This window comes from Paratractidigestivibacter sp. (assembly GCF_052362415.1).
Lineage (GTDB): Bacteria > Actinomycetota > Coriobacteriia > Coriobacteriales > Atopobiaceae > Paratractidigestivibacter.
On the sequence record NZ_DAWEMK010000011.1, the window covers coordinates 9,401 to 13,688 of the forward strand.

3 protein-coding genes are annotated in these 4,288 nt (G+C 67.3%); all 3 read right to left on the reverse strand.

All coding sequences use genetic code 11. The features are described 5' to 3' along the window. A partial coding sequence (locus ACT84W_RS02220; RefSeq protein WP_444328056.1) for a hypothetical protein occupies positions 1–191 on the reverse strand: 191 nt, incomplete at its 3' end. A 312-nt stretch (positions 192–503) separates the two neighbouring features. Continuing rightward, entirely contained in the window at positions 504–1,463 is a 960-nt protein-coding gene (locus tag ACT84W_RS02225) for a DMT family transporter (protein WP_444328057.1), read from the reverse strand. Between the two features lie 340 nt (positions 1,464–1,803). Next, positions 1,804–4,288, reverse strand: a 2,485-nt coding sequence (locus tag ACT84W_RS02230; RefSeq protein ID WP_444328058.1) for a phosphoribosylformylglycinamidine synthase, incomplete at its 5' end; no start/stop codon positions are given.

Consider the following 4,288-nt stretch of genomic DNA (forward strand, 5'->3'; position numbering starts at 1 on the left):
GAGTCTCTGCTGAGTGGAATCTCAAGATTCGGCTTATCGGCCTTCATTCGATGTGGCAATGCGCTGATGTGACGGCCGGTATTCTCGATAAACCAATTGTAGGCGGGTCCGAATTCCTTTGGCGCGAGTTGCCTTGCACGGCTGATCGTGAGGTTGGTGACTTGAGAGTCGTATACAACTTCGATTGTCATGAAAAGCTCCATCCGCATCGTTGCGCTAAGGGGGAGTATATCTTTTCCGCTGGATTCAAAAGTAGGGACCGGTGCAACGCGTCGGCGGTCGGCGCTTCGCCCTTCCTCGAGGAGCCAAAGTTGGGGTGTGACAAGAATCGGCGCTGTGGCGGGGAGTGTGGTAAAAAAGGCCGCTGTGGCACGGGGATTCCTGCCACAGCGGCCTTTTTTGTTGCGCCTCGTGCCGCAGCGCCGATTTCTGCCACGCCTCGTGCCACGGCGGCGATTCTTGCCACGATGGCCGCCCTACGCTCGCGGCTCCGGCCCTATAGCCTACGCCCGCCGGTTGACGATGATGATGCCCGCACTCACGAGCACGAGGGACGCGACAGCGAGGGCGGGGGAGAGCACGCTGGTCTCACCGAGGAGCAGGGCCGAGAGGATCACGCCGAAGACCGGGTTGATGAAGCCGAAGACCGCCACGCGTGAGACGTCGTTCGCGGCGATGGTCGCCGACCACAGCGAGTACGCCGCCGCGCTGATGAAGCCCAGGTAGACGAGGAGCGCGATCGCCGCTGCGGGGTCCGCGCCCGCCGCGGGGGCAACGCGGCCGCCCATGGCGAGGCCCATGGCCAGCATGACTACCCCGCCGATGACGAACTGCCAGCCCGAGAGCAGCACCGGGTCGTGGTCGACCGAATAGCGCTTGCACAGGTTGCTCGAGGTCGCGGACGCGAAGGTCGAAAGGAAGACGAGGCCCTCTCCGTCGAGGCGGAAGCCCAGGCCGCCCGCGCCTCCGTCGAGGTTGACGAGCAGGACGCCCCCGAAGCCGAGCGCGCAGCCGATCGCCTTCGCTGCGGTCATTCGCTCGGTCCTGAACGCGTAGATGGCCAGCAGCACGATGATGAACGAGTTGCTCGCCTCGATGATTGAGCTCGTCACGCCCGAGCAGCGCGAAAGGCCGATGTAGAACAACACGTACTGTAGGATCGTCTGGAACATGGAGAGCTTGAGCGCAGGCGCCCAGTCCCCGCGCGCGGGCACGAAGGGGCGTCGCCGCGCGATGCTCATGCCGACGACCACCAGCACGCCGGAGATCAGGAAGCGCGCGCCGGCGAACGCGATGATGGAGGGGACATCAGCGGAATCGATGCCGAACATCGCGTAGCCGATCTTCACACAGGGGAACGCCGAGCCCCACAGGATACAGGCGACGGTGCACGCGAGCACCATGCCCGGGGTCGTGGCGAGGAAAGGCTTTCTGGCGGTTGCGGGGCTGGCGGAGCTGGTCATGCGGGTGGATCCAATCGTTGGGTATCTCTTCGAGCGGTCGGCGCGTGCGCAAAACTCGATTCGGGCTACGCCGGGGCGAGCTGGGTGCACAAAACTCGCTTAGGGCTACGTCCATACGGCGACTGAAGGGGAAATCGTCGTTTCTTTCAGATTGCTTATCTGGGCTTTTGCCGTGTCGCGAGGGCCGCGATGCCGTTCGCGGCCGAATAAGCGTAGCCCTAAGCGAGTTCTGTGCAAACAAAAAGCGTCAACGTGGCCCTAAGCGAGTTTTGCGCAAAACCAAAAGACCGCCCGCCCGCGAAACCTCGCGGACGGGCGGCAAATGACGGTGATCGAGCCGCTACTCGGTGAAGTAGGCGACGCCGCCCTCGATGAGCGGCTGGTATTTGTTGCCGGGGACGTTCTTGTAGAGGCCCTCGCCGGAGCGCTCGGTGTGACCCATCTTTCCGAGGACGCGGCCGTCGGGGCTGGTGATGCCCTCGATGGCGAGCACGGAGCCGTTGGGGTTCACGTCGAGGCTCATCGCGGGCTCGCCGTCCTCGCCGACGTACTGCGTGGCGATCTGGCCCTTCGCGGCCAGCTCGGCCACGAGCTCGGGCGACGCGACGAAGCGGCCCTCGCCGTGCGAGATCGCGATCTCGTGCATGTCGCCGACCTCGCACTTGGACAGCCACGGGCTGAGGTCGCTCGCGACGCGCGTGCGAACCAGGCGGCTCTGGTGACGTCCAATGGTGTTGAAGGTGAGCGTCGGGCAGGTCTCGTCCATCGGGCGGATGTCGCCGTAGGGGACGAGGCCCAGCTTGATGAGCGCCTGGAAGCCGTTGCAGATGCCGAGCATGAGGCCGTCGCGGGACTGCAGCAGCTCGCGGACCGCCTCGGTGACCTCAGGCGCGCGGAAGAACGCGGTGATGAACTTCGCGGAGCCGTCGGGCTCGTCGCCGCCGCTGAAGCCGCCGGGGATCATGACGATCTGGCTCTCGCGGATGCGGCGCGCGAGCTCGTGGGTGCTCTCGGCGACGGCCTCGGGCGTGAGGTTGTTGATCACGAGGACGCTGGGGTCGGCGCCGGCGCGGCGGAACGCGCGCGCCGTGTCGTACTCGCAGTTCGTGCCCGGGAACACGGGGATGACCACGCGCGGGTGGGCGACGTGGATCGCGGGCGCGGGGCGCGAGACCTCGTGCTCGGCGATGCGGTAGTCGAGCTTCTGGACCTTCGGGCCCTCGGCGCGGTAGGGGAACACGGACTCGATCGCGCCCTCCCAGGCCTCCTGGAGCTCAGCGAGGTCGATCGTCTCGCCCGCGGCATTGAGCTCGTAGTCCTCGGTGGTGGTGCCGAGCAGCGCCGCCGTCACGCCCTGCTCGAGGACGGGGAGCTGCGCGTCGTCGGAGACCTCGACGATGAAGCTGCCGTACGCGGGGCAGAACAGCGCCTCGGTGGTGAAGGCCGGCTCGAGCTCGATGCCGGTCCGGTTGCCGACGCACATCTTGAACACGGACTCGGCGACGGCGCCGTAGCCCGGGGTCGAGACCGCGAGCGCCTGCCCGCGGCCGATGAGCCCCTCGACCACGTCGTAGGCCGCGAGCAGCGACTTCGCGAGCGGCGTGATGCCGTCGGCGTCGTAGTTGGGGATGATGGCGATGACCTTGTGGCCGGCGCCCTTGAACTCGGGCGAGGTCACGCGGCCCACGTGGCCGAGGCCCGTGGCGAAGCTGACGAGCGTGGGCGGCACGTCGAGGTCCTCGAAGCTGCCCGACATCGAGTCCTTGCCGCCGATGGAGCCGATGCCCAGGTCGACCTGGGCCATGAGGGCGCCGAGGACGGCGGCCATGGGCTTGCCCCAGCGCTCGGGCTCGTCGCGGAGCTTCTCGAAGTACTCCTGGAAGGTGAGATAGAAGCCCTTGTGCTCGAAGCCCGCGGCCACGAGGCGGCTCACCGACTCGACGACCGAGATGTAGGCGCCGGTGAACTGGTCGGCCTCCATGAGGTAGGGGTTGAAGCCCCACGCCATGCCGGAGCACGTGGTGGTCTCGCCGTCCACAGGGAGCTTGGCGGCCATGGCCATGGCGGGCGTGAGCTGGGTCTTTCCGCCGAAGGGCATGAGGACGGTCGCGGCGCCGATGGTGGAATCGAAGCGCTCCGAGAGGCCCTTGTTGGACGCGACGTTGAGGTCGGTCACGAGGCTGTGGAGCTTCTGGGCCAGGGTGTCGCCCTCCCAGTCGCGCACGTATTCGGCGGGCATCGCCACGTGGACCTCCTGGTCCTTGGGCGCGCCGTTGGAGGCGAGGAACTCGCGGCTCACGTCGACGATCGTCTTTCCGTTCCAGTCCATGACCAGGCGCGGGTCGGCGGTGACGGTCGCGACGGGCGTGGCCTCGAGGTTCTCTTCGCGCGCGTAGCCGAGGAACTCGTCCACGTCCTCGGGCGCGAGGGCCACGGCCATGCGCTCCTGCGACTCGGAGATGGCGAGCTCGGTGCCGTCGAGGCCCTCGTACTTCTTTGGCACGGCGTCGAGGTCGACGTGCAGGCCGTCGGCCAGCTCACCGATGGCGACGCTGACGCCGCCGGCGCCGAAGTCGTTGCAGCGCTTGATCAGGCGGCAGGCGTCCTCGCGGCGGAAGAGTCGCTGGAGCTTGCGCTCAACGGGCGCGTTGCCCTTCTGGACCTCGGCACCATCCTTCTCAATGGACTCGACGTTGTGGGCCTTGGAGCTGCCGGTGGCGCCGCCGATGCCGTCGCGGCCGGTGCGTCCGCCCAGCAGCACGATGACGTCGCCGGGCGCGGGGCACTCGCGGCGCACGTGGGAGGCGGGGGTGGCGCCCACGACG